Source organism: Pseudomonas sp. ASL9 (genome assembly GCF_056680335.1).
In genome coordinates this window covers 6,018,700-6,042,177 of sequence record NZ_CM155277.1, presented here as the reverse complement: position 1 = coordinate 6,042,177, position 23,478 = coordinate 6,018,700, and the positions used below count along the sequence as shown (strand labels likewise).

Sequence of the window (23,478 nt, the reverse complement as noted above, 5' to 3'; positions counted from 1 at the left end):
AGCGCGCTCAACCTGCCAATGCGATCGGGGAAAAATTTATTAGTTGAATGCGTGGGACTCCAATACCATGAGCGCCTCCCTTCAGTGCCTCCCGCGTACTGAGCAATCACCCGAAAGGTTTGCCTCACATGGACCTACGCCATATTCGCTACTTCATTGCTGTTGCGGAGGAGCTGAATATGCGCCGAGCGTCCACCCGTCTACACATCTCCCAGCCTCCGTTGACTCGACAGATCCAGCAACTGGAAGATGAGTTAGGCGTACAATTATTCATTCGCACGCCACGCGGCATGGAACTGACTCAGCCCGGGGAGTTGTTCCTCGCTGAGGCACGCAATATTCGCTCAGTGGTCGAGCAGGCAACCGAGCGTACGCAGAGAGCGGGTCAGGGAAAATTGGGCAAGCTCGATATCGGAATCTTTGGCTCGGGAATTCTCGGTACCATCCCTAAGTTGCTATTAACATTCCGCAACACTCATCCAGACGTAAAAATTGTTTTGCACAACATGAATAAGGACGAACAAATTGAAGCCTTGCGTCAACGTCGAATTGACGCGGGCTTCAACAGATTCATCACTCCTTCACCCGATATTGCCAATGAGCTTGTTATCACGGAAAAACTGTTGCTGGCGGTCAACGAAAATCATCCTCTAGCACGCGAAACCATCGTCCCGTTTCACCGGCTGGCCGATCATCAATTGATCTTGTTTCCCACGGGTTCGCGTCCAAACTTTGTCGATAAAGTGATGAGCATGTGCGAAAAAGCGGGGTTCATCCCACAGGTTGCACAGGAGGTGGGTGATACCGTGACCGGAGTGGCCTTGGTGGCCAGTAACTTTGGCGTCTGCCTGGTTCCTGAGTCGGCTTCAGTCCTTGCTCTGCCTGGCGTAGTGTACCGCGCACTGAGCGAGGCACCCGACAACGCCCAAGTCGATTTGAGCTGCATTTATAGGGCCGATGACTGTTCTCCGATCCTTAATTCATTCCTAGACATAGTTCGAGATTTTCGCAATAGAGCCATTGGCAGGGCAATGGCTGATGAAACCAAATAAGCATGCCATCACTGCAATTGATCTTGCCCCCGAAATACGTACCCCATAACCAGTGTCATGGGTTGCTTTGCTGAAGCTGCATGACCTGCCTGCTTTTCTCGTATTGCATCGGACTCACGTAAGACAGCGTCGAGTGCAAGCGCTCTCGGTTATTAGATAGAACTTTATGAGATGGAACTACTTGATCGGCGTGGGCTGGTATGCGCTTAGCTTCCATTGCCCATTTGACTTGGCCCAGACTGCGAGGCACTTATTGCGAAGAGTTTTCAATGTACCGCCGGAGGTGATACTGGCATTCATCTCCCCCAGCACCAAAGCGACATCGCCTAGGATTCGGATCTCGTCAATCGGATGCTCGATGTAATGGTAAACGTAGTACCCCTCCCGGCATTTGCTCAGATAGCTGTCGAGGCTGTCCACAAGACCGTTGGAGTGCGTGTAAATCAGGTCGGGATGGGCTAATTCGGCGAAACGGTCGAAGTCGCCGGCAGCAATAGCCTCGTAGCGCTGCGCCTCGAGAGCGCGGATCAGGTGTTCGGTGCTTCGGTCTAGGTTCATGGGAAAAATATCGTCGAGGTTTGAATACGGCCGCGCCAATGGCGCTTGTTCTAGCTTGCGTTACCTTTACCACTCAGCATGCCAGCCAGGATTAGGATCGACCAGAGGAGGCAAAAGGAACAGCCCCCAGCTTGAAACCGAAAAACTTTCTGACCCGACTGAATGCAGTGCACCCATTTATCAGCAGGGATTTTTTCCGAAATACGCCCATTAATGTTCCCACTGAGGACGGGCAAATCGTTCCGCCAAAAAATTAATGAGTACGCGAACCTTGGGTGCCAGGTGCTTGCGTGACGGATACACCACATAGATCCCCAGTTCGACAGACTGATAATCAGGAAGAATTTCTACCAGGTCTCCACTGCGCAAATCCTCAGCCACCATGAAGCTAGGCTGCAAAGAAATCCCTCCCCCCGCTAAGGTAATGCTGCGACAGGTATCGCCATTATTGCAGCGAACAACCGAACGTGTGCGCACGCTTTCACTGCCATCAGGCCCCTGAAATTGCCATTCATTCCCGCTTGCAAAGTTTGTATAGGCAACCACCCCATGCTCTGTCAGATCAGACAACGTGCGCACGGGTGGGTGGCTCGCAAGATAGGCGGGTGAGGCACACAGGCACATCCGAGTGCCGGCCAAACGTCGCCCCACCAAAGAAGAGTTCTCCATACGCGCAATGCGAACAGCTACGTCAAACCCCTCTTCTACAAGATCCACCAGCCGGTCATTCAAGCTGATGTCCAATTCGACTTTAGGGTAGGCCTTCATAAAGTCAGCCCACACTGGAGCCAGGTGTAACACACCGAAACTGACCGGGACGTTCACCCTGAGCACCCCGCTGGGCTCCGGCGCTGCCGACGAAACAGCCTCCTCCGCCTGATCCATCAGCGCCAGCACTTCCCGCGCCTGGTGGTAGAACTGCCGCCCCTCCTCCGTCAACGAAAGTCGGCGAGTGGTGCGCTGCAGTAACCGCGCGCCCAAGCGCTCTTCGAGCCCGCTCACATAGCGTGAAATTGCCGCCTTGGACAGCTCCAGCGGCTCAGCGGCCCCTACGAAGCTGCCCTTGTCGACGACCATGCAGAAGACCTGCATCTCCAATGCCCGATCCATTATTGTCTCACCCAGTGGAACTATTCATCGCATTCAGCCCGATTTATCTCAAATCCGCAACCTATAAACTAGGCCCACCGAAACGCAAGTCAACGTACACGAGGTCGCTATGAAAATCACAGTAATGGGTAGCGGGAACATGGGTTCGGCGTTCGCAAAACAACTGTCCAGCGCCGGGCATAACGTTCGAATCACCGGCCGTGACATCAGTAAGGCCCAAGCCCTGGCTGACCAGTTTGAAAATGTCCGCGCCTATCCCGCGGCGCAGGCCTTAGGTGACAGCGACGTCGTTGTCGTTGCGACTGCCTACAGTGATGCTGCTGCAGCACTGCAAAGCCTGGGTGATCTGACGGGCAAAATCGTCATCGACATCACCAACCCGCTGAGCGCTGACTACATGTCGTTGACGATCGGTCACGTAACCAGCGCCTCGGAAGAAATTGCCAAAGCGGTGCCTCAAGCACACGTGGTTAAAGCGTTCAATACCTTGTTCGCTCAAGTACTCGCCGATGGCCCTGCGTTCGCTGACAACCAAACTGGCAGTGTTTTTGTCGCTGGTGACAATGACCGTGCCAAACAGACCGCTATCTCGCTTGCCCAGAGCATGGGCTGGAATACGGTGGACGCTGGCGGGCTTATCAATGCCCGTTACCTCGAGCCACTGGCAGGCCTGAACATCTATCTCGGATACGGCGCAGGCCTGGGCACTTCCATCGCCCCCGTCTGGCTTAACAAGTAATTCAATTCGGAGCATTCACCATGAACACTTCGTTCCCCCTGCTGTTTGCGTCTCATGGTGCTCCAATGTTCGCAATCGAGCCCGGCCTGGCTGGCAAACGGCTGGCTGAGCTCGGTCGCGAACTGCCTCGACCTGATGCCATCGTCGTCCTCTCCCCTCACTGGATGACACGTGGCGAAGTCAGCGTTACAGCGAGCACCGCCCCTAAAACCATCCATGACTTCGGTGGCTTTCCCGAAGCACTGTATGAACTGAACTACCCCGCACCAGGAGCGCCAGCTCTGGCAGCACATATCGTAGATCTGCTGCAGACGGCGGGCTGGAAATCTCGACTCGACCCCCATCGTGGTCTGGATCATGGCGCTTGGGTACCCCTTATGTATCTAGCTCCCGAGGCTGACATACCGGTGGTTCAGGTGTCGATGCCCGTAACGCTCGATACACGCCAGGCTTGGAAATTGGGTCAAACACTCAAGCCGCTACGGGACATGAACGTGTTGATCGTGGCATCGGGAAACCTCACCCATAACCTGTATGAGTTTCGGGGTACTGCCACCCAAGACGCTGATTACGTGAAACAGTTTGCTGCCTGGACGGCCCAAACGCTTCAAGCGGGTCATACCGATCAGCTGTTGGATTACAAGCAATTCGCACCTTCAGCAGAGCGCGCCCACCCGACCGATGAGCATTTTTTACCGCTACTCATCGCGTTAGGCGCGGCCGGCGAAAGTTATGAAACACGCGTCTTGGAAGGCGGCGTGACCTACGGGGTACTGGCAATGGATAGCTACCTTTTTACCTCGACCAATAACCATGGATTCGAGACAGTTCAACCCACCCAAGGCGTTGCATACCATGATGCGTGACACTACTTTTTCTCAACCGGCCCGGGAGCCGGAATCGGGCCTCTTTTTCCGCAAAGCATGCAGCACTTCGAACCCTAAGGCTCGCTTGCTTCTGTTGCATGGCGTGGGTTCGAACGAAGCGAACCTGACGGATCTGGCCGGATCCCTGCCGGAAGACCTGGAGATTCTATTGCTCAGAGGCCCTTTGCAGGTCGGCCCACAAGGTTTTGCCTGGTATCAGGTCAACTTCACCAGTAACGGCCCATCGTTCAATGAAGAGCAAGCGGAGTCCAGCCGGAAAACTTTGCACCGTTTCATTGAGGCGCTTCCCAAGCTGCCAACGGTGATCGCCGGTTTTAGCCAGGGCGGCATCATGAGTGCAAGCCTTGGGGTGACCGAACCTGAGCAAGTTGCAGGCTTCGCGATACTGAGCGGGCGGATGCTCCGAGAAATTGCGCCCCAGATCGCGACACCGGATCGACTCCGGTCGGTCTCTGCATTCATCGCTCATGGACATCAGGACAACGTCTTGCCGGTCGATTGGGCAAAAGAGGCTGACGCCTGGCTGGATCGAATTGGCGTCGCACACGAAACACGTTTCTACAATATGGCTCATGAGATTGTCGCTGAAGAACTGGCCGACTTCTCGCATTGGCTGACCAAAACGCTGTCGCTTTCTAACTGAGCAAAAGGAAACTCACCATGATTGATTCACGTACTGCTCCCTACGCCGCATTTGTTATGCGTCTGGCTTTAGGCATCATGTTCATTGCTCACGGCCTGACCAAAGTGTTGGTGTTCACGCCTGCGGGCACCGCCGGCTTTTTCGAATCCATAGGTTTCCCAGGCTTCCTGGCCTACCCCGTCATGGCATTCGAAGTTATTGGCGGGTTGATGCTGGTATTGGGTGTCTATACTCGCTGGGTTGCCGCGATCGCCGTTGTTCAGCTGTTCGTCGCTGCCACCGTACACTTTGGCAATGGTTGGAGCTTCACCAGCGCCAACGGTGGTTGGGAATATCCTATCTACCTGTCTGTGACTGCACTGGTTGTGGCATTGCTGGGTGATGGTATTTTTGCTGCAAAGTCCTCTTCCAAAGCGTAACCGCCGCCGTCAAAGAATACGCCGAAGCGTTAGAGTAATAGTCTAACGCTTCGGCGTGTTTGCCTTGGTTTCACCCGCGCCACTTCCACCGGCAACTCAAGTCTTCTTGCTCGAGGCTCAGAGCTTAAGTAGCTGAAACGCTGTGAAGGATTGGAGCGTAGAGGCTGTGACAACCTTGGAGGTTATCGCTTGCCTAGTGTCCTGAGTGTTCGAGAATCCCTAGAACGTGCGCCAATCATAATGTTCATTTGAGAACACCAAACCACCGCGACGTCTCGCGGGCTGGCTTTATATCTGACGCATCCCGCTGACGCTGCGATAATCGCCCCTTTGCGGCAAATCAACGGAAGTCCTTGTCATGACCCAGCCAATTATTCATCAGCGTGACCTGATCGTCGGTCTGCAAAAAGGCTTGGCCCTGATGCAATTGTTCAGCGCTGATCAACCCCGTTTGAGCGTGCCGCAAGCGGCCAAATTGTCCGGGATGACATCAAGCGCTGTGCGGCGCTTTCTGCTGACGTTGGTCCACGACGAATTTGCCGAGACCGATGGCCGACATTACTGGCTAACCGCAAAAGCCCTGCGCATCGGCCAGGCGTACGTCGACTCGGCGCAGATGCCGCGCATGCTCCGGCCCATTGTCGAGCAAGTGGCGCGCACCACCCAGGAGCATGTGTCCGTCGGCACGCGCGACGGCGACGAGGTCGTGCATATCGTCCGTAGTCGCTACAGCCACATCACCTCGCTGTCTATCCGCCCGGGTTCGCGGGTGCCTATGTATTGCACCGCCAGCGGTCGCCTCTGGCTGGCTACGCTGAGTGAAACCGAGCTAGACGCCTACTTCACCCGTGTTCCCTTGCAGCAGCTGACGCCCTATACCTGCGTGGATATCGACACATTACGAGCCGAGTTACGGCAAGTGGCCCTCCAGGGATTTTCCTGTGTTGATCAGGAGTTCGAGCCGGGAATGCTGGTACTGGGTGTTCCACTGCTCAATCGCGCGGGTCAGCTCAAGGCCACCTTGGCGGTTACCACCCACTCGTCACGCATGAATGCCGAGGGAATGCGCGGGCGCTATCTCACGCCTCTTTACGAAGCGCAAGCTTTGCTCAAACCGGTACTGGATTGACACAGCCAAGAACCTGTTCTTGATTCCATCAAGTTGCAGGTTTTCATCCAGCCACAGCTTCCCAGCAGCGCAATGTTGGGGAAAGCGGGCGATAACCGAACAAAATTTCCATGGATTAAACCTCTCTCTTACACCGAATAACTCTGCCAAACACCTCTGTCCTCAAGGCTTTGCAGCCAACTCCCCTACGCCCTCATACATTTATGACCCTGGTTTGCGCTCAAGGCAGTCTTGCAGGTCGTTGACGAAATTAACCATCTGGTACATTTTCACATCCTATGATTGGCTACCTCTGCCGATGCTCGAAAAAACAATGGAGGTCATTGTAATGACTCATACAATTCTGGTGCTCAACGGCCCCAATCTGAACATGCTTGGCACTCGCGAACCGGCCACCTACGGCTACGAAACCCTGGCCGATGTCGCTGATCTGTGTGAACGCACTGGCGCATTGCACGACTTGCAAATCGAATTCCGGCAAACCAATCATGAAGGTGAACTCATCGACTGGATTCACCAAGCACGCGGTCGCTGTGCTGGCATCCTAATCAACCCGGCGGCCTGGACCCATACCTCAGTAGCCATCCGTGACGCCTTGTCCGCAGCGGAGTTACCGGTGATCGAAGTGCACCTGTCCAACGTGCACAAGCGTGAAGAATTCCGCCATCACTCATTTGTGTCGGCAGTTGCTGTCGGCGTGATTTGCGGGATGGGCACCAACGGCTACCACCTCGCCCTCGAACATTTCGCCCACTTATTGAAAGCCTGATCACCATGAACCAGAACAAAAAATCCGTACTAGCGGGCCTAATCGGTGCCGGTATCAAGGCCTCGCGCACACCTGCCATGCACGAGCATGAAGGTGATGCCCAAGGCATTCGTTATTTGTATCGGCTGATCGATCTCGATGCCCTGAAACTGGACATCAACGCCTTGCCCGAACTGCTCAAGAGTGCCGAACAGATGAGTTACACCGGCCTCAACATCACGTATCCCTGCAAGCAGGCCATCCTCCCATTGCTCGATGAGCTTTCTGACGAGGCTCGCGGCATTGGCGCGGTCAACACGGTAGTGCTCAAGGATGGCAAGCGCATCGGCCACAACACCGATTGCCTTGGGTTTGCCGAAGGTTTTCGCCAGGGTCTTGCCCAGGCTGCACGTCACCGTGTGGTACAGATGGGGGCCGGTGGCGCAGGTGCGGCAGTGGCGCATGCGTTGCTTTCTGAGGGGGTCGAGCAACTGACGGTGTTTGAAGTCGATCCGAGTCGCGCTCAGGGTCTGGTGGATAACCTCAATGCTCACTTCGGCCATGGGCGTGCGATTGTCGGGCTGGATCTGCCCGCTGCGGTCGCGGCGGCTGATGGTTTGGTCAATACCACCCCGGTGGGCATGGCAAAACTGCCGGGCACGCCACTGCCAGTGGCGCTTCTGCACGCCGAGTTGTGGGTGGCCGAGATCATCTATTTCCCCCTCGAAACCGAGCTGCTCAAGCATGCTCGCGCCTTGGGTTGCCGCACGCTGGATGGCGGCACCATGGCGGTGTTCCAGGCGGTCAAGGCCTTTGAACTGTTCAGTGATTGCCCCGCCAACGCCGAGCGCATGCAGGCGCACTTTCACAGCATGAACAGCTGAGCCCAACGAGCCGAGGCGGTGCTTTCCATCTCGGCTCGACCTGTTTCAATCAGCGTCGATTGAAACGCTCCCTTCCCCTCTTCCTTCCAATCCCCGCCCTCGCAGTTCTTGCGCGCCTAACGTTGCATGCACACTACGCCAGCCTTTCAAAACGCCTCTCTTGCCCGACATCGATAACTCGCTGACCTCAAGCGAGCTACTCAAAATTTTGCCTGTTTAATGCGATTATCGCGTCAATGAAGCGATAAACAACCATATCCGCCCGCAAACACCTTGTCCGTCTTGCCCCCTGCCCGCACGCTTAGCCCCACAACAACACCAACAATTTGGAGATCAGCATGATTGGTGGAGCTACGCAACTGGTGGCAATTGTGGGTTCGCCCATTTCGCAGGTTAAGTCCCCGGAAAACTTTAATACCTGGTTCGCCAGGCATGAGCTGAACCTGGCGATGATTGCCATCGACATGCGCGAACAGGCCTTGGATGCGTTCGTTGACAGCCTGCGTGGCTGGCAAAATCTGCGCGGCTGCGTGGTCACTGTGCCTTACAAGCAACTGCTCGCGACACGTCTGGACGAAGTCAGTGAACGGGCTCTTGCATTGCGCTCGGTCAATGTCATCCGTCGTGAGCCCGATGGCCGCTTGCTCGGCGATAACGTCGATGGCGAGGGTTTCCTAAATGCGGCTCGCCAGCACCAATTTCAAGCCGAAGGCAAAAGCGCCCTGGTGGTCGGTTCCGGCGGCGTCGGTAGCGCGATTGCTTATTCGCTGTGCCAGGCGGGGGTCAGCCAACTGACGATCACCGACGTCAGCGCCGAACGCGCCCTGGCCCTGGTCGATCTGCTGCGTAACGCCTTCCCGTCTATCGCCATCAGTTCCGAATTCGACTCGCTGGACAGTTTCGAGCTGGTGGTCAACGCCTCGCCGGTTGGCATGGGCGGCAGCGGCGAGCTGCCTCTGTCGACTGACCTGCTGAACAGCCTGAAGGCCGGAACCCTGGTCGCGGATGTCGTGACCTCGCCGGAAATCACACCGCTGCTGGCCTTTGCGCGTGACCGTCAATGTCCGATCCAGACGGGCCCTGAAATGGCATATGCCCAGCTCGGCAACCTCGGCCACTTTATGGGTGTGACCCCCCTGCAGATCTGATCCGCAGCACCATTCCTATAAGAGGTTTGCAGCATGAACAGTTTTACCCAACCGCCAACGACCGCCGCGCTGCAGGTTGCGACTCATCACTATGACGTCATCGTGCTGGGCAGCGGTGCCGCCGGTTTTGCCGCCGCCACCACGGCTGCATGCGATGGGCTCAAGGTTCTGCTGATCGAAAAAGCTGAGACCTTCGGCGGCACCTCGGCGATTTCCGGGGGTGCCGTGTGGGTCTACGGCACTGATCAGGCAAAGGCTGCGGGCTTCGATGACAGTGCCGAGGCCATGCGTACCTACCTGAAGCAGACCATCGGTGCTGGCTACAACGCCGAGCTGGTGGACACATACATCGAGCGCGGGCATGAAGCACTGCGCTGGCTCGAAAAGCATACTGAACTGGCCTACGCCATACGCCCGCTGTCGCCCGACTATTACCCGGACGAGCAAGGTGGCACTGACCGCGGCCGGGCGCTGGAAATGGTCGAGTACGACGGGCGCTCCCTTGGCGAACATTTCAAGACGCTGAAGATGCCACCCGCGGGGATGCTGCTGTTCGGCGGCATGATGGTCAACCGTGCTGACATCCAGCACTTCCTCAGTTTCAAGCGCTCGCCAGCGTCACTCTGGCATTGCCTCAAGTTAATGGCCCGCTACGGCATTGATCGCCTCCGTCATCATCGCGGTACGCGGTTGACCGTCGGCAATGCCTTGATCGCTCGTCTGGCCACCACGGCATTTGCCAAGGGCGTGGCGCTGTGGCTGAGCAGCAATACCGACTCACTGATCGTTGAAAATGGCACTGTCACCGGTGTTCTGGTGACCCGCAACGGCGTGCAGCAACGAGTGCTCGCGCGCGGCGGCGTGATTTGCGCCATGGGCGGTTTTGCTGCCGGGAAGCTTGCCGCCAACTTTCGCCCGGACACCGGCAGCCCGCACCTGAGCATGTCGCCGTCGAGTAACAGCGGCGATGGCATACGCTTGGGCGAAACGGTCAATGCCGCGTTCGGACACAACATGGCAGCCAACTTTTTCTGGGCGCCGGTCTCGGAACTGACACACAAGAACGGCGAGCGCGAGCGTTTTCCGCACTTGGTGACCGACCGCGCCAAGCCAGGCGTGATCGCCGTAAATCAGGCGGGCCAGCGCTTCGTCAATGAAGCCAACTCCTACCATCATTTTGTTCAAGCTATGTTCGCCACCGGCAGCACCCCTTGTTGGTTGATCTGTGACAGCGAGGCATTGAGTCGATACGGCATGGGCCTGGCGCGACCGAGTCCGGTCGACAACTCGGCACTGGTCAACGCCGGCTATCTGCACCGTGCCGACAGCGCAGAGCAATTGGCCCGTGCCATTGGCGTCGACCCACAGGCATTGGGCCAAACCCTGGCACGCTACAACGCCGACGCCCGAGAAGGTGTCGACCAAGCGTTTGCCAAGGGCAGCAACAGCTACAACCGCTACATGGGTGACCCGGATCACCTGCCCAATCCGTGCCTGGCGCCATTGAGCAAAGCCCCTTGGTACGCCGTCCAGTTGCACACCGGCGATCTCGGCTCCGCACGCGGCCTGGTAACTGACCGTAACGCCAACGTTCTGGACCGCAGCGGTGCACCGATTCCAGGGCTGTATGCCGCGGGCAATGACATGAACTCGTTGATGGACGGCACCTACCCCGGCCCCGGCATCACCATCGGCCCTGGCCTGACATTCGGCTACATCGCCGCCAGCCACATAGCTCAACGCCTGAAGCTGACGGCCCCTCTTAAAACCACCGTGGAGCATTAAACGTGTATTACGAACTGCGCACTTACACCATCAAACCGACCAAACTGGCTGCCTGGCTGGCCCTCTACCAGAGCGATGCCCTGGCTGTGCAGACCGAGCATCTGGGCAATCTGGTGGGCTTCTTCACCACCGAGTTTGGCGAAGCCAACCAAGTGGTACATATCTGGGCCTATGAAAGCCTGGATGACCGCATCACCCGACGCGGCACCATGGCTGCAGACCCGCGCTGGGCGGAATTCGGTCGCAAGAACAAGGAACTCGACGCAGTCGTCCGCCTGGAGTCGAGCCTACTGCGTCCGACAGGTTTCTCGCCGCTGCAATAGGTCACGCCATGCGGCGGTTTCTGGCCGCCGCGCTTATCAACGTCTGCGGAATACCTGCATGAATCACGAGACAATTTCTTGCGATGTTTTGGTGGTCGGCTCCGGGGCCTCCGGCTTGGCCGCTGCGGTGACCGCTGCTCAGCATGGGCTGAAGGTGATCGTCGTGGAGAAGGAAAGTCTGCTCGGCGGTACCAGCGCCTGGTCCGGCGGCTGGCTATGGGTTCCGCGTAATCCACTGGCAATAGCCGAAGGCAACATTGAGCACGACGACGCACCTGAGCGTTATCTGCGCGAACAACTGCACACCAACACCCTGGACGAGCGTCAACGCGTCTATCTGCAACAGGGACCCCAAATGGTCGCGTTTTTCCAGCAGAACACTGCCGTGCAGTTCTACTCCGGCAGCACCCTGCCGGACATGCACGAATCTGTCGGTGCCGCACGCGGCGGACGCTCGCTCTGTGCACTGCCCTTTGATGGCCGTCGACTCGGCGACTGGGTCAACAAACTGCGCCCGCCACTGGATATCGTCAGTCTGGCGGGCTTGGGCATCGCTGGTGGCGCGGACATGGCACACTTTTTCAATGCCAGCCGTTCTCCACGTTCGACCTGGTATGTAGGCAAGCGTCTGTTGCGGCATGCTCGCGATCTGATTCTGCACCGACGTGGCCTGCAATTGGTCAACGGCAACGCCTTGGTTGCGCGCCTGCTGCGCAGTGCCCTGGACCGCAATGTTGAACTGCTCATCGACAGCCCCGTGTCGCGCTTGCTCAGCAACGACGACAGGGTTATCGGTGCTGTCGTGCTGCAGGCTGGCAATCCAGTGGAAATTCATACCCGTCGCGGCGTGGTCCTGGCGTGCGGCGGTTTCCCGCATGATGCTCAGCGCATCACGCAACTGATCGCCCATGCACCGGGCGGCACCGAACATCATTCCGCCGCGCCATCAAGCAACAGCGGCGATGGTCTGCGCCTGGGCGAACAGGTTGGCGGGAGGATCGCAACCAACTTGGCCCATGCCGGAGCCTGGGCGCCAGTTTCTCAAGTACCCCGCAGGGACGGCAGCCTTGGAAACTTCCCGCATCTGCTGGATCGGGCCAAGCCAGGCTTTATTGCCGTGCGCAAGAACGGTCAGCGTTTCAGCAACGAAGCCGACTGCTATCACGATTTCATGAACGCCCTGTTCCAGGCGACCCCTACCGGCGAAGCAGCCGAGGCCTGGCTGATTTGCGATTATCGGGCGCAGCGGCGCTACGGCATTGGTTGGGCCAAGCCGTTTCCGTTCTCAACACGGTATTACGTGAACAAGGGCTACCTGTACCAGGGTCGCACCTTGGCCGAACTGGCCGCACGTTGTGGGATCGACGCCGAACCGCTGCAAGCTACGGTCGAGGCGTTCAACCAGTACGCTGCACGCGGCGAAGACTTGCAGTTCAACCGTGGTGCTTCTCCTTACAACCGTAGCCAGGGTGATGCCCGGCACAGCCCTAACCCATCGTTGGGTGCGCTGGAGCAAGGACCCTTTTATGCGGTGAAATTGATACCGGGCAGCTTGGGCACTTTTGCCGGTTTACACACCGATTCCGAGGCGCGCGTGCTGGACGACCAGGACACGCCAATCAAAGGGCTGTATGCCGTGGGCAATGATATGAACAGCATAATGGCCGGCCATTACCCCAGCGGCGGCATCACCCTCGGGCCTGGCATGACGTTCGGCTATCTCGCAGGCCTGGCGCTGGCCGCAGACACTGTCAGGCTTGCAAGTAGTGCAGCACCGCCTCGCAAATCATCGCCTTGTGCCGATGCTTGACCTGTTCGTCAGAGAGATCGATCTGGAAAATCTCACCGAAGGTATGCCTGTTGGATACCCGATAGAAACAGAAAGAAGTCATCAGCAGATGCACATCGATTGCCTCCAAACCCTGACGAAAAACACCTTGGGCTTCACCGCGAAGTAACGTCTCCTCAAGCGCCGTAAGGACGTTGTGGCTCATCGAGCGGATCACCGAGGACTGCTTGACGTTGGCACCGTTGTGGATGTTTTCGATGCTGACGATGCGTACAAAATCGACATTGCGGTCATGGTGGTCGAACGTGAATTCCACCAGGCGCCGGATGGCTTGCTGTGGCTCCAGCTCGGCCAGGTGCAGCTGACTTTCAGTCCGCCTAATGTCGCCGTAGAGTTTCTCCAGGACTTCGACATAGAGCTGTTCCTTGCTGCCGAAATAGTAATAGATCATGCGCTTCGAGGTTTTCGTGCGTTCGGCGATGGCGTCGACCCGCGCACCGGACAAGCCTTGGCTGACGAATTCGACAATGGCCGCCTGGAGGATGTCCTTACGGGTTTGTTCCGGGTTGTTTTTGCGGCCCTTGTGCAGTGCATCGAGAGGTCCAGCTGTACGGGGATCTGCGAATTTCGTCATTCTGGGCTCACGACCACGTTGGAATCGCCCGATTATGGGCTGAGCGCCTTCCGGAAGGAAGTCTCAGCCCAGCGTATCGCGGGATTCGGGAATCAACGCTGAAGCAAAACCTGACGTGTTTTGTCCAATGCCCATTGCGCCCGTTCAAGCGCGCTCACACCCTGCTCCATCAACTGGCGCGTGGGAATTTCCAGACTCAGCGGAATATTTGCCGGCAGCGCCCGCAGCAGGCCGATCAAATCACAATCGCCGTCGCCGGGAAAACGCCGTTCGTTGCGCGCCTGACGGAGTATCTCGTCCATGTCGTTCGGGCGTGGACCCGCCACGTCACACAGCTGCGCGTAACGCATGCGGGCCGGATCTATTGCAGCCAGCTCCTCCAGCGACGAACCTGAACGATTGAAGTGAAAAGCATCGACCAACACACAACCGTTACTGCGCCCTGCCTGCTTGACGATACGCAGCGCCTGCGTCAGGTCACGAGCGTCGGTCCACGGCATGAATTCCAAGTGCGGGTAAACGCCATACGGCTTGGCGAGGTCGCACAGTGCGGCGAAGTTATCAATCAACCGCGCTTCGTCAGGGTCGTTGCCGGCCACCAGTAATTCGCTGGCGCCAAACCTGGCACCGACATCAAGAATTGCCGCGAAATCCGCGACCTGGGTCAGTGGTTTGAGGCGCAGTATCTCGATATCCAGCACCTTGATGCCGGTGTCCTGCAAGCGTTGCAGGGTCTGCCGCCGTAGATCGGCATCGGCCACCAACGGAAAATGGTGCTCCTCGGGAGTTGCCGGCTCCAGGCGCAGGCCGACATGGCTGTATCCCGCGCGTGCTGCCACTTCCACCGTTTCCGGCGGGGACAGCTCAAGAACAGTCAAGGCCGCAAGGGAAAAGATCTGCTCACTCATGGTTGTCACTCTCATTGATCAGTTCAGGGAGCGCGGATTGGGATACCCGCTGAGCTGCAGGTGATCTCTTCTTAATCGCGCACTCCTATATTTAGAACTCAGTTCTACTTTTAATCAAGAGGTAAGACCCAAGGGAGCCTGATTGAGATCGTCGTAGGCGCTGGCTTCCCTGCGACCCCCCGACCGATCGCGGGCAAGCGCGCTCCAGGGACGATGTCAGGCGAACAGTTCAGACGCCTGGCTGGCTGCAGAGAGCTCCCTGGCCGCGCTTAGCAACAAGGGAGCCAGTTCATGGATGCGGCTTAAGGGCAAACGCGCACTGGGTCCGGCGATGCTCAGGACCCCAATGCACCGGCCATCGACCGGACTGAGCACAATGGCGGCGAGCGCCGAAGTCCCCACCGCCGAGCTTTCCTCCACCCATGCATAGCCGTATTCCCGAGCCTGGCGCAGACAGGTGAGCAGGTCGTCAGTCGAGCGCGGCGCGTTGGGACCGAATTCTGCGGGATCAGCGATGCCCTGGTGCTCGACCATTCCCAACGCCTCGCTGTCGCTCAGTTGCGCCAGCCAGGCGTGCCCAGACGCCGTGTAGAACAGCGGTGCGTCGCGGCCCATATCAGGGTCGTAACGCAGACCCGAGCGTGCGCCCTGGGATTTGACGATCCAGGTTAGGCGGGAGTCGTTGATGATGCCGAGGCGCACGAGTTCTTTGCTTTCCTGAGCCAGTCGATCCAGGACCGACTGGACGATGTCCGTCCCGGCACAGGATAGGTAGCGAAAGCCCATGGCGACCAGCTTGGTCGACAACTGATAACGGCTGTTTTCCGGGTTCTGCCGCACATAACCGAGACGAACAAGCTCACCCAGCATTCGATGGGTGGCGCTTTTGGGGATTTGCAGGTTATCAGCCAAGGTCTGCATCGGCATCCCGTGCGGTTCCTGGGCAAGGCTTTCAAGAAGGCTCAATGCGCGTTCGATCTGACTACCGGCCATGGTCGTGGTCCCTTTGAAGTTGCGCGGATTCTAAAGGCAATCGAGGCTTCGTGAAACCGCAAGTCCCAACTCCGGAAGCCAAACAAAATGACCGGTAATCGACCAGTCTTTTCCGACCACCCAGGCAAACGATCGATTCAGCACCGACATTGGCTTGGTTCCTGAACGTTATACTCATAAACTAGAACCACGTTCCAATAAAAATAATCACTGGTATTTATTCTTCTCATGCCGGTTATAAATCGCCTCAGGAGTTCAAGATGTCCGCTGCCCCCCAAGAATGCGATGTGCTGATTATTGGCTCCGGCGCGGCAGGTCTGTCCGCCGCCGTCACGGCCGCTTGGCATGGTTTACAGGTTGTCGTGGCGGAAAAGGAAGCGGTGTTCGGTGGCGCCACGGCCTGGTCCGGCGGCTGGATGTGGGTGCCGCGCAATCCGTTGGCCCTGCGCGCCGGGATTGTCGAAGACATTGAACAACCCCGGACTTACCTGCGCAACGAATTGGGCGAGCGTTATGAGCCCGAGCGAATCGAAGCGTTTCTTGAAGCCTGCCCGCACATGGTGTCCTTCTTCGAACAGCACACCGCACTGCAGTTTGTCGATGGCAACGCTATCCCCGATATCCACGGCGATGTGCCGGGCGCTGCGACACAAGGGCATCAGGTGATTGCCGCACCGTATGACGGTCGCGAAGTGGGTCCGCTGTTGCAGCGTCTGCGCAAGACGATGCGCGAAACCTCGTTCATGGGCATGCCGATCATGGCCGGTAGCGACCTCGGCGCCTTCCTCAACATGACCCGCTCGCCGCGTTCGGCGCTGCATGTGGTCAAACGCTTCAGCTGCCACCTCTATCACCTTCTGCGCTATGGCCGCGCTATGCATCTGGTCAACGGCGTGGCATTGGTCGCGCGTTTGGCCAAATCAGCAGAAAATCTCGGCGTGCGCCTGCTCGAATCCGCACCGGCGCAGCGACTGATCATCGAAGACGGTCAGGTCCGTGGTGCAGTGCTGAACACCGCCAGCGGCGAGGTGATCGTTCGCGCCAAGGCGGTCATTCTTGCCGCGGGTGGATTCCCCAATGACATTGCACGGCGCAAAGAGCTGTTCCCGCGCACCCCAACGGGCCTTGAGCACCTCGCGCTGCCGCCACAATCCTGTTCCGGTGATGGGCTGCGCCTCGGCGAGTCGGCAGGCGGTCAGGTGGCCAACGATCTCAAGTCCCCGGTGGCGTGGGCGCCAGTGTCCAAAGTGCCCTACCGCAACGGCAGCTTCGGGCACTTCCCCCACATCATCGACCGCGCCAAGCCCGGCATTATCGGGGTGCTGTCCAATGGCAAGCGCTTCGTCAATGAGGCCGGCGGTTACTATGACTACGTGGCAGCCATGGTCGAGCAAGCACCTGTCGACCAGGAGGTCGCTTCCTGGCTGATTTGCGATCATCGCTTCCAGCGTCGTTATGGCCTGGGCTTTTCGCGTCCCACGCCAGTCCCTGTCGGGCCATTGGTGCGCTCCGGCTATCTCAAGCGCGCCGAAAGCATCAAGCATCTGGCCGTGGCCTGCGGCATTGATCCGCAGGCCTTAGTCAATACCATCGCGGTGTACAACCAGCATGCCGTTCAAGGGCAAGATCCCGCTTTCGGCCGCGGCTCAACGCCCTACAATCGCAAACAGGGCGACCCACTTTATCCGGGGAGTAACCCCTGTGTGGCGCCTATTGAACAAGGCCCGTTCTACGCCGTCAAAGTGCAACCCGGCAGTTTCGGCACCTTTGCCGGATTGAAGACCGACGGTAATGCCCAGGTCCTTGATGCCCACGGTCAGCCCATCATTGGCCTTTACGCTGCAGGCACCGACATGGCCAGCATCATGGGCGGTTGCTACCCGTCCGGCGGCATCAATCTTGGCCCGGCAATGACGTTTGGCTACATTGCCGCACGTCATATCGCGGGCGCCAGCACCTACGAACAATGACGAGGGAGACTTGCAGACCGATCCTCCATCCCCGTTACGGCTTGCGGGTGGTCATCCCGGACTTTGCCCCGCAACGGGACCCGGCCGGGGCATAGAAGTCTAAAGCCTGGCCAGTCGCGCAGCGCCAGTGCGGGACTTGGCCATCGCCGCGAGACGCACTGCAACGTTGGCCGCACCGTAGCCGACGTAACCATTCTTGCGTTGCAGAATCTCGAAGAAGAAACGGTCGTCGAATGACTCGGTGTAGACGTGAAACAGCTCGCCACCTTGGGCGTCGCGGTCATAGAGCACGTTGAAGTAGGCCAGCTCGCTGAGGAACTCATCGTCGAAATCGAAGCGCGCCGCCAAGTCGTCATAGTAATTGAGCGGAATATCCAACAGCGGCACGCCAGCCTCCTTGGCGCGGCTAACTTCAGCAAAAATATCCTCACAAGAAAATGCGATGTGGTGCACCCCTGAGCCGCGGTAACTGGACAGTGCGTGGGAAATCGCCGTGTTACGGTTTTCCGAGATGTTCAGTGGCAAACGCACCGTACTGCAACGGCTACGCAACGCACGGCTTTTGACCAGACCGTAGGGGTCGGGCAGCACCACTTCGTCGTCGGCCTCGAAATCCAACAAGCTTTTATAGAACAGCACCCAACTGTCGAGGCTGTCCGCAGGCAACGCCATTGCCATGTGGTCGATACGCTGCAACCCCCCACCGGCAACCGCTTGCGGATCTACCTTGAAATCGCTGTCGTATATCGACTGGCCCGGCTCAGCCGGCTCCACCAAGTAAATCAGGCTGCCATCCGGCGCACGCACGGAGGGAATTTCGCGTTCATTGGGGCCGACTAAGCCACGATAAGGCTGGCCCCTGAACACCCGTGCGCGTTCCAACGCAGAACTGCCGTCATCCACCCGCAACGCCATGGCGCATAAAGACGGGCCGTGCGCCTCGAAAAAACTGTGAGCGAAGGAATAGGGTTCGGCGTTAAGCACGATCTTGATATCACCCTGACGCAGCAGGCTTACCGCTTTGGAGCGGTGCTGGCCGAGACGGGCGAAGCCTAGGTTCTCCAGCCAGGTGGACAGCCGCGCCCCCTGAGCTTCGTCTACCGCAAACTCGAGAAACTCGACGCCGTTATAGCTGCTCGCAGGCGGCGGGTTGAACAGAATATCGGTGTTGATGGGCTCGGCGTCCTTCTCCAGCAGCTTGCGAGTTTTTTCTTCCAGGTACAGCAGCGAGCGCAGGCCGTCCGCAGCGTTGGCGCGGGGCGGTGCTGCGCGAAAGCCATCGTTGAAGATTTCCAGCGACAACGGGCCGGTGTAACCGCTGCGCAGGATTGGCGCGAGGAAGCCTGCCAGATCAAACTCACCCTGGCCGGGGAAGCAGCGGAAATGCCGGCTCCATTCAAGAACATCCATGGCCAACAGCGGCGCATCGGCCATCTGCACGAAGAAAATCTTGTCGCCGGGAATCTGCGCAATGGCGCTGGGGTCACCCTTGAGTGACAAGGTGTGAAAGCTGTCGAGCAGTACCCCGAGCGCTGGATGATCGATCTGCCGCACCAGACTCCACACCTGCTGCCAGGTGTTTACATGACGACCCCACGCCAGAGCTTCGTAGCCAATCCGCAGGTTTCGGGCTCCAGCGCGATCGGCAAGCAGGCTCAGGTCATCAAGAAGGATATTTTCATCGCCCACGGAATCCGTAGCGGTGTTACTGCACACCAGAACAAGGTCAGTGCCCAATTCCTGCATCAAGTCGAACTTTCGCTCGGCGCGGTCGACGTTGCGCTGTAAGCGATCACGACGGCAGCCTTCGAAGTCACGAAACGGTTGAAACAAGGTGATGGCGATGCCCAGATCGGCGCACATTTGGCGCACGTTTCGCGGGCTGCCGTCGTAATAAATAAGATCATTCTCGAATATTTCCACACCGTCAAAACCGGCGGCGGCAATGGCTTCCAGTTTTTCTGGCAGGGTACCGCTCAAGGAAACGGTGGCAATCGAACGCTGCATGCTTCAGCTCCTGGAAGACCGCGACCTCTGCGGGCCGCACTGTAAAAGCACCGGATTGATCAGCCTGTTCGAGACCATGGTGGGTGCTGCGGTGAATTATTCGCTTGTGAAATTACCACGACAATCCCTCATGTACTAACTGGTTAGTTTTGTGTTCGATTATCGAACAAAAGCCACCTTTGCCAATTGACGCTGTTTCGCTCATTGCTCAACACTAGCCGCACATTGTAGGACGAGCCCGAAACACCGTTAACCAGTAGCTTGGGGTTTTAGTCGTCTGCGGTCGTGTCACCCGCTAGCTCATAACAATTTCAAGAATAGGGTCAATGCTCATGCACTCACTTGCGGCTTCACTCACCTGCGCATCACGTCTTTCGTACCAACGCCTCCTGCCTGCCATCGCCATCATTACTGAACCTCTGGGGAGACGACTGCCTTCAGACCTTTCGGGGACTGGATCCGCTGTTGCCTGATTAAACCCAGCGCTCGAAAGCTGGCTCCTTGTCCTGCTCCGCTGATAAGTCGCCTCGACATTCTTGACCCTGCGTCAAAGAATCGAGTCTTCGATTTCGTCACGGCCCCACAGCGCAAGGCTCACGCTCGATTCGAGTTGCATCTTCAGTTCGACTGACGCTCACGGCGCAGTCTTGGAACGGATGGCTTACCCATGTTTCATACAGAAGTAACTTCCCACGCCGCTGTGGCGCACACGGGTATCGGCGGAAAAATCCGCGGAGCCATGGCTGTAGGTAAAACCCGCTGGGGCATGCTCGCTCTGGTGTTTTTTGCCACCACACTGAACTACATCGACCGCGCCGCCCTGGGCATCATGCAACCGTTTCTCGCCAAAGAGATGAGCTGGACGGCGATGGATTACGCCAACATCAACTTCTGGTTCCAGGTCGGTTATGCCATCGGCTTTGTATTGCAAGGCCGCTTCATTGATCGGGTCGGCGTCAAGCGTGCATTTTTCCTGGCCGTGTTGCTGTGGAGTTTCGCCACAGGCGCTCATGGCTTGGCGACCTCGGCCGTCGGCTTCATGGTGTGCCGTTTCATTCTCGGCCTGACCGAGGCCGCCAACTATCCATCATGCGTGAAGACCACACGACTTTGGTTCCCTGCCGGTGAGCGTGCCGTAGCGACCGGAATATTCAATGCCGGGACCAACGTTGGCGCGATGATGACCCCTGCCCTCCTTCCGCTCATCCTGTCTGTGTGGGGCTGGCAAGCTGCGTTCATCTGCATGGGTCTGCTGGGCCTGATCTGGACGGTGTTGTGGAGCTTGAAGTACTACAACCCTGAAGATCATCCAACCGTGCGCCAAAGCGAGCTGGATTACATCAACAAGGACGTCGAGCCCGCACCGGTCAAAGTACCGTTCTCCCGCATCCTGCGTATGCGCGGCACTTGGGCGTTTGCCTTGGCCTATGCGATCACTGCACCCGTGTTCTGGTTCTACCTGTACTGGCTGCCGCCGTTTCTCAATCAGCAATACAACCTGGGCATCAGCGTTACCCAAATGGGTATTCCGCTCATGCTGATCTGGTTGACGGCAGACTTCGGGAGCATCGGCGGCGGCATCCTGTCTTCCTGGCTGATCGGGCGCGGAATGCGCGCTACTACGTCGCGGTTGCTGTCGATGTTGATATTCGCAGTCACCATTATCAGCGTAATTTTCGCCGCCAACGCCAGCGGATTATGGATCGCAGTATTGGCCATCGCCTTGGCCGTCGGCGCACATCAGGCCTGGACTGCGAATATCTGGAGCCTGGTGATGGATTACACGCCCAAGCACCTGATCAGTACCGTGTTCGGCTTCGGTGGCATGTGCGCAGCGGTTGGCGGGATGTTCATGACCCAGGTCGTTGGCGCAGTGCTGACCGCTACGAATAACAACTACAACGTGCTGTTCATGATGATCCCTGCGATGTACTTCATCGCCTTGATCTGGATGTACTTCATGGCCCCGCGCAATGTCGAAACTATCAAGGACTGATCAACCCTTGAGCATTCAAAAAAGAGGCCTTCATTCAGGCCTCTTTTTTTTGGTGCATTACTCGCAAAAAAACATTCGAAAATCCTGAACTCCCGCAAAAAAAACCAAACCCTCCCTCTTCAGGCCCCCCAATGAATATCCGCAATCTGCGTTTTTCAACCCGAGCTTTTTTGAGTTTCACCATTGTTCTGCTGCTTGTCCTAGGGCTAGGTCTTTTTTCCATGGCGCAGATATCCAAGATGCGCGAAGCCGTCATCCATACAGAAGAAGTTTCACACGCTGGCACCAGCGCCATTGCCAGGATCCGAGACAACTCCCTGAGCATCCGTGTCATTACCCTGCGGATGATGCTAAACCGCGACCCGGCACTGCTCAAACTGTCAGTAGAGCGCATGAATTTTCTTCGCGGCGAGTTGAACAAAGCAATGGCCGAGTATCGCCCTATCGTGCCGCCGGAAGCCGCTGACACGTTCAGCAAGATGGACAGCGTGGTCCGTAGCTACAACGACAAACTGACCCAGTACCTGGCGCTCTCTCAGCAGAATGATTCAGCGGCGATGCTTCAATTGCTCAACGGCGGGATCCAGGATTTATCCAACCAGACAGGTGACCTGTTCAACGCACTGGTTAAGATCAATGCCGAGCAGGCCGCGCTCTACACCCGTGGGGCCAAGGGGGTCTATGACAACGCCATGCAGACCACCGTAGGCATGTTGATACTGGTGTTTATTGTCACACTGGTGCTGGCCTGGACCCTGGTTCGCAGCATCACCAATCCGCTACGTAAATCCACCGAGTTTGCCGAAAATATTGCCAAGGGCAACCTGACCAGCCATATCGAGATCACGGGGGCGGACGAAGTATCCAACCTGCAACGTTCTTTAACCGCGATGCAGAACAGCCTGATCGATACGTTGCGTCTGATTGGCGATTCTTCCCATCAACTGGCTGCTGCTGCACAAGAGATGACGGCAGTGACGAACCAGACTTCCAACGATCTCAACAACCAGAACGCCGAGATCCAGCAAGCAGCGACAGCGGTCAACGAAATGACTGCGGCTGTTGAGGAAGTGGCACGTAACGCGGTATCGACCGCCGACGCATCCAATACCTCCACCACTACCACGCAGCTGGGCCGTCAGCGAGTCGACCTGACCGTTCAGGCAATTCGACGCATGGGACACCATGTCGAAGATGCTACTCGACAAGTCGAAGAACTGGCTGCTCACTCTCAGGACATTGGTAACATTCTTGACGTCATCCGCGGCGTTGCAGAACAAACCAACCTGCTGGCGCTGAACGCAGCGATCGAGGCGGCGCGAGCGGGTGAAGCCGGTCGTGGTTTTGCTGTAGTCGCCGATGAGGTGCGGGCGCTGGCTGGCCGTACGCAAAACTCTACTCAGGAAATCGAGAACATGGTGGTAGCGATCCGCGCTGGCACCGCGAAAGTCGTTGAAACCATGCAGGCCAATAATGAGCAGGTTCTGGAAACCTTGGATACCGCCCAGACTGCCGGCAATGCGCTGGATGAAATCGCCGACGCTATCTTGCTGATCCATGAGCGTAATACGGTGATAGCCAGCGCCTGTGAGGAGCAGGCGCAGGTGGCCCGTGAAATCGACCGCAATCTGGTGAACATCCGCGACCTATCAATCCAGACGTCTGGGGGCGCCGTACAGATTGATTCTGCTAGCCAGTCGTTATCCGGGTTATCCCATGAGTTAAAGGGGATGATCGAGCGCTTCCAGTTGTGAAA

At 57.5% G+C, this 23,478-nt stretch carries 21 protein-coding genes and 1 pseudogene; 16 read left to right on the top strand and 6 right to left on the bottom strand.

Annotated elements, in window-relative coordinates; all coding sequences use genetic code 11:
• Positions 1–128 precede the first annotated feature (128 nt).
• Positions 129–1,052 carry a LysR family transcriptional regulator gene (locus AC1ME2_RS27770; RefSeq protein WP_480438463.1) on the top strand — a complete coding sequence of 308 codons (924 nt, stop codon included), beginning with the start codon at positions 129–131 and terminating at the stop codon, positions 1,050–1,052.
• Positions 1,053–1,229: 177 nt separating this feature from the next.
• Here the strand turns inward: AC1ME2_RS27770 and AC1ME2_RS27765 are convergent, their stop codons facing one another.
• Positions 1,230–1,610, bottom strand: coding sequence for a nuclear transport factor 2 family protein (locus AC1ME2_RS27765; protein ID WP_480438461.1), 381 nt, complete (start codon positions 1,608–1,610; stop codon positions 1,230–1,232).
• A gap of 210 nt (positions 1,611–1,820) precedes the next feature.
• Positions 1,821–2,720 (bottom strand): LysR family transcriptional regulator, encoded by a 900-nt coding sequence (locus AC1ME2_RS27760; RefSeq protein WP_480438458.1) that lies wholly within the window; start codon positions 2,718–2,720, stop codon positions 1,821–1,823.
• A gap of 109 nt (positions 2,721–2,829) precedes the next feature.
• Between AC1ME2_RS27760 and AC1ME2_RS27755 the strand changes: the two genes are divergently transcribed.
• The 11 genes from AC1ME2_RS27755 (at position 2,830) to AC1ME2_RS27705 (ending at position 13,235) form a co-directional block, all read left to right on the top strand.
• Complete coding sequence (locus AC1ME2_RS27755; protein WP_480438457.1) at positions 2,830–3,459, top strand: NADPH-dependent F420 reductase; 630 nt, start codon at positions 2,830–2,832, stop codon at positions 3,457–3,459.
• A gap of 20 nt (positions 3,460–3,479) precedes the next feature.
• Positions 3,480–4,325, top strand: coding sequence for a DODA-type extradiol aromatic ring-opening family dioxygenase (locus AC1ME2_RS27750; protein ID WP_480438456.1), 846 nt, complete (start codon positions 3,480–3,482; stop codon positions 4,323–4,325).
• Positions 4,318–4,989, top strand: a complete 672-nt coding sequence (locus AC1ME2_RS27745) for an alpha/beta hydrolase (protein WP_480442368.1) — start codon at positions 4,318–4,320, stop codon at positions 4,987–4,989. The genes AC1ME2_RS27750 and AC1ME2_RS27745 overlap by 8 nt, the downstream gene beginning before the upstream one ends.
• Before the next feature lie 17 nt (positions 4,990–5,006).
• The gene (locus tag AC1ME2_RS27740) at positions 5,007–5,408 is read left to right on the top strand and encodes a DoxX family protein (protein WP_480438454.1); all 402 of its coding nucleotides are present in this window, start codon (positions 5,007–5,009) and stop codon (positions 5,406–5,408) included.
• Positions 5,409–5,766: 358 nt separating this feature from the next.
• A complete protein-coding gene (locus tag AC1ME2_RS27735) occupies positions 5,767–6,537 on the top strand; it encodes an IclR family transcriptional regulator domain-containing protein (protein ID WP_480438451.1) in 771 nt (256 codons plus the stop codon).
• A 328-nt stretch (positions 6,538–6,865) separates the two neighbouring features.
• Entirely contained in the window at positions 6,866–7,306 is a 441-nt protein-coding gene (aroQ, locus tag AC1ME2_RS27730; protein WP_480438449.1) for a type II 3-dehydroquinate dehydratase, read from the top strand.
• Positions 7,307–7,311: 5 nt separating this feature from the next.
• Positions 7,312–8,169: a shikimate dehydrogenase gene (locus AC1ME2_RS27725; RefSeq protein ID WP_480438447.1), complete on the top strand. Its 858-nt coding sequence runs from the start codon at positions 7,312–7,314 to the stop codon at positions 8,167–8,169.
• A 338-nt stretch (positions 8,170–8,507) separates the two neighbouring features.
• Positions 8,508–9,317 carry a shikimate dehydrogenase family protein gene (locus AC1ME2_RS27720; protein ID WP_480438444.1) on the top strand — a complete coding sequence of 270 codons (810 nt, stop codon included), beginning with the start codon at positions 8,508–8,510 and terminating at the stop codon, positions 9,315–9,317.
• Positions 9,318–9,350: 33 nt separating this feature from the next.
• On the top strand, positions 9,351–11,102 hold the full coding sequence (locus tag AC1ME2_RS27715; RefSeq protein ID WP_480438443.1) for an FAD-dependent oxidoreductase: 1,752 nt from the start codon (positions 9,351–9,353) through the stop codon (positions 11,100–11,102).
• 2 nt (positions 11,103–11,104) lie between these two features.
• Positions 11,105–11,425, top strand: coding sequence for an NIPSNAP family protein (locus AC1ME2_RS27710; RefSeq protein WP_480438441.1), 321 nt, complete (start codon positions 11,105–11,107; stop codon positions 11,423–11,425).
• 58 nt (positions 11,426–11,483) lie between these two features.
• Positions 11,484–13,235 (top strand): FAD-dependent oxidoreductase, encoded by a 1,752-nt coding sequence (locus AC1ME2_RS27705; RefSeq protein ID WP_480438439.1) that lies wholly within the window; start codon positions 11,484–11,486, stop codon positions 13,233–13,235.
• Here AC1ME2_RS27705 and AC1ME2_RS27700 read toward each other — a convergent pair.
• From AC1ME2_RS27700 to AC1ME2_RS27690, 3 genes are all read right to left on the bottom strand, one after another.
• Positions 13,177–13,848, bottom strand: a complete 672-nt coding sequence (locus tag AC1ME2_RS27700; protein ID WP_480438437.1) for a TetR/AcrR family transcriptional regulator — start codon at positions 13,846–13,848, stop codon at positions 13,177–13,179. The genes AC1ME2_RS27705 and AC1ME2_RS27700 overlap by 59 nt on opposite strands.
• A 92-nt stretch (positions 13,849–13,940) precedes the next feature.
• Positions 13,941–14,756, bottom strand: coding sequence for a sugar phosphate isomerase/epimerase family protein (locus AC1ME2_RS27695; protein ID WP_480438435.1), 816 nt, complete (start codon positions 14,754–14,756; stop codon positions 13,941–13,943).
• Positions 14,757–14,972: 216 nt separating this feature from the next.
• Positions 14,973–15,749 carry an IclR family transcriptional regulator gene (locus AC1ME2_RS27690; RefSeq protein ID WP_480438432.1) on the bottom strand — a complete coding sequence of 259 codons (777 nt, stop codon included), beginning with the start codon at positions 15,747–15,749 and terminating at the stop codon, positions 14,973–14,975.
• A gap of 260 nt (positions 15,750–16,009) precedes the next feature.
• Here AC1ME2_RS27690 and AC1ME2_RS27685 point away from each other — a divergent pair, with 260 nt between their 5' ends.
• Positions 16,010–17,719 carry an FAD-dependent oxidoreductase gene (locus tag AC1ME2_RS27685; protein WP_480438429.1) on the top strand — a complete coding sequence of 570 codons (1,710 nt, stop codon included), beginning with the start codon at positions 16,010–16,012 and terminating at the stop codon, positions 17,717–17,719.
• Positions 17,720–17,818: 99 nt separating this feature from the next.
• On the opposite strand, the gene quiC is transcribed toward AC1ME2_RS27685, so the two are convergent.
• Positions 17,819–19,726 carry a 3-dehydroshikimate dehydratase QuiC gene (gene quiC / locus AC1ME2_RS27680; protein WP_480438426.1) on the bottom strand — a complete coding sequence of 636 codons (1,908 nt, stop codon included), beginning with the start codon at positions 19,724–19,726 and terminating at the stop codon, positions 17,819–17,821.
• Between the two features lie 667 nt (positions 19,727–20,393).
• On the opposite strand from quiC, the gene AC1ME2_RS27675 reads away from it, so the two are divergent.
• From AC1ME2_RS27675 to AC1ME2_RS27665, 3 genes and pseudogenes are all read left to right on the top strand, one after another.
• Positions 20,394–21,722: an MFS transporter gene (locus AC1ME2_RS27675; protein ID WP_480438425.1), complete on the top strand. Its 1,329-nt coding sequence runs from the start codon at positions 20,394–20,396 to the stop codon at positions 21,720–21,722.
• 131 nt (positions 21,723–21,853) lie between these two features.
• Positions 21,854–22,618 (top strand): annotated as a pseudogene (locus tag AC1ME2_RS27670) (MCP four helix bundle domain-containing protein); the annotation flags it as partial.
• Entirely contained in the window at positions 22,613–23,476 is an 864-nt protein-coding gene (locus AC1ME2_RS27665; RefSeq protein WP_480442366.1) for a methyl-accepting chemotaxis protein, read from the top strand. The pseudogene AC1ME2_RS27670 and the gene AC1ME2_RS27665, both read left to right, overlap by 6 nt.
• Positions 23,477–23,478: the final 2 nt, after the last annotated feature.

What these genes read in the sequence shown, in the direction of transcription:
- AC1ME2_RS27770 (WP_480438463.1), top strand. Translation starts at nt 129, where the DNA reads ATGGACCTACGCCATATTCGCTACTTCATTGCTGTTGCGGAGGAGCTG.
- AC1ME2_RS27765 (WP_480438461.1), bottom strand. Translation starts at nt 1,610, where the DNA reads ATGAACCTAGACCGAAGCACCGAACACCTGATCCGCGCTCTCGAGGCG.
- AC1ME2_RS27760 (WP_480438458.1), bottom strand. Translation starts at nt 2,720, where the DNA reads ATGGATCGGGCATTGGAGATGCAGGTCTTCTGCATGGTCGTCGACAAG.
- AC1ME2_RS27755 (WP_480438457.1), top strand. Translation starts at nt 2,830, where the DNA reads ATGAAAATCACAGTAATGGGTAGCGGGAACATGGGTTCGGCGTTCGCA.
- AC1ME2_RS27750 (WP_480438456.1), top strand. Translation starts at nt 3,480, where the DNA reads ATGAACACTTCGTTCCCCCTGCTGTTTGCGTCTCATGGTGCTCCAATG.
- AC1ME2_RS27745 (WP_480442368.1), top strand. Translation starts at nt 4,318, where the DNA reads ATGCGTGACACTACTTTTTCTCAACCGGCCCGGGAGCCGGAATCGGGC.
- AC1ME2_RS27740 (WP_480438454.1), top strand. Translation starts at nt 5,007, where the DNA reads ATGATTGATTCACGTACTGCTCCCTACGCCGCATTTGTTATGCGTCTG.
- AC1ME2_RS27735 (WP_480438451.1), top strand. Translation starts at nt 5,767, where the DNA reads ATGACCCAGCCAATTATTCATCAGCGTGACCTGATCGTCGGTCTGCAA.
- aroQ (WP_480438449.1), top strand. Translation starts at nt 6,866, where the DNA reads ATGACTCATACAATTCTGGTGCTCAACGGCCCCAATCTGAACATGCTT.
- AC1ME2_RS27725 (WP_480438447.1), top strand. Translation starts at nt 7,312, where the DNA reads ATGAACCAGAACAAAAAATCCGTACTAGCGGGCCTAATCGGTGCCGGT.
- AC1ME2_RS27720 (WP_480438444.1), top strand. Translation starts at nt 8,508, where the DNA reads ATGATTGGTGGAGCTACGCAACTGGTGGCAATTGTGGGTTCGCCCATT.
- AC1ME2_RS27715 (WP_480438443.1), top strand. Translation starts at nt 9,351, where the DNA reads ATGAACAGTTTTACCCAACCGCCAACGACCGCCGCGCTGCAGGTTGCG.
- AC1ME2_RS27705 (WP_480438439.1), top strand. Translation starts at nt 11,484, where the DNA reads ATGAATCACGAGACAATTTCTTGCGATGTTTTGGTGGTCGGCTCCGGG.
- AC1ME2_RS27700 (WP_480438437.1), bottom strand. Translation starts at nt 13,848, where the DNA reads ATGACGAAATTCGCAGATCCCCGTACAGCTGGACCTCTCGATGCACTG.
- AC1ME2_RS27695 (WP_480438435.1), bottom strand. Translation starts at nt 14,756, where the DNA reads ATGAGTGAGCAGATCTTTTCCCTTGCGGCCTTGACTGTTCTTGAGCTG.
- AC1ME2_RS27690 (WP_480438432.1), bottom strand. Translation starts at nt 15,749, where the DNA reads ATGGCCGGTAGTCAGATCGAACGCGCATTGAGCCTTCTTGAAAGCCTT.
- AC1ME2_RS27685 (WP_480438429.1), top strand. Translation starts at nt 16,010, where the DNA reads ATGTCCGCTGCCCCCCAAGAATGCGATGTGCTGATTATTGGCTCCGGC.
- quiC (WP_480438426.1), bottom strand. Translation starts at nt 19,726, where the DNA reads ATGCAGCGTTCGATTGCCACCGTTTCCTTGAGCGGTACCCTGCCAGAA.
- AC1ME2_RS27675 (WP_480438425.1), top strand. Translation starts at nt 20,394, where the DNA reads ATGTTTCATACAGAAGTAACTTCCCACGCCGCTGTGGCGCACACGGGT.
- AC1ME2_RS27665 (WP_480442366.1), top strand. Translation starts at nt 22,613, where the DNA reads ATGCAGAACAGCCTGATCGATACGTTGCGTCTGATTGGCGATTCTTCC.